This is a genomic window from Polaromonas sp. P1_G2 (assembly GCF_056405515.1).
On the sequence record NZ_JBFUBY010000537.1, the window covers coordinates 1 to 1,063 of the forward strand.

Below are 1,063 nucleotides of genomic sequence, written 5' to 3' on the forward strand. Positions count from 1 at the left end.
GCTCTTGATCGTGCGGCGCAATTCGTCGCGGATGGCTTCAGAGCGCGAGACGTCGACGGCAATGCCGGCCGAGCCGTTCGGCGTGCGCACGTCGACCACTTCGTAGAAGGTACGGCTCCCGGCCACCACCGTGCCGACCTTGTCGCGGAACGGGTTATCGGGTGTAGCGATCGCCTTGATCTTTTCGCGCGTCACCGTCTCCAGCAGTTCGCGGCTTTCCTTGAGGACGGCTTCGGGGCTGGCGGCGGACACCGCTTCGCCATAGGCTTCGTTTACCCAGGTGAGCGCGCCCTGCTTGTCGCGCTGCCAGCTTGGCATGTCTATGGCGTCGAGCAGCGATTGGAAGGTGCGGATCGAGCTATTCAGCTGCTCGCGCTCGATCTGCAGCTCGGCCAGTTCGGCGCGCAGATTGTTGAGCGCCACGAAGCGGACGAAGGCGCGGCCGCCGGACACTCGTCCTTGTGCCTCCAGCACTTCGTCGCGGCTCGTCTCGATCACCATGTCGAAACTGGTCGCATGACTGCGCAACTGGTCGATGGCTCTTTCCAAGTCGCCGGCAGAGCGCGGCTTCAGCCAGCGCCCGAAGGCAAGGAAATCGCGGTCATTGGCCGGCGCGCCGGTTTCCGGCGGCAACTGGCCGAGGAATTCGGCCTGGCTCGATTGGCCGTCCCAGATGACGATGCGACGGTTCTTGTCCGCGATCAGCGATTCGTAGCGGGAAATCTTGCTGCGCGCATCGAAAAGCGCGGTACGGATCTGGCGATTCTCGCTTTCCATCACGTTGCGCTTGCGCATCAGCGCGAAGGCGGCGATCAGCGAGACCGACACCAGCCCGGCGGCCGCAGCGATCCCCATGATGTTGACGGAGGAAAAGCGGCCTGGAACGACTTCCGCCGCTTCGGCCGCCGCTGGAATCAAGGCGCTTGCCGAGAACAAGGCCTTCTTGAGCGTCAGCGAGAGGCCCGATCGGGATTTCCGCTCCCGAGCCCTTCCACGTCGCACCAATGCCTTGTTGTGTTCCGCCATCTAGACCAGTCCCCGTCTGCCCTGTCTTCTGCCATGC

At 63.9% G+C, this 1,063-nt stretch carries 1 protein-coding gene; it reads right to left on the reverse strand.

The window, feature by feature from the left end:
- Nucleotides 1-1,026 (reverse strand): hypothetical protein (locus AC1D0P_RS26015; protein WP_477679363.1); only part of this gene is annotated, 1,026 nt, incomplete at its 3' end.
- Nucleotides 1,027-1,063: the final 37 nt, after the last annotated feature.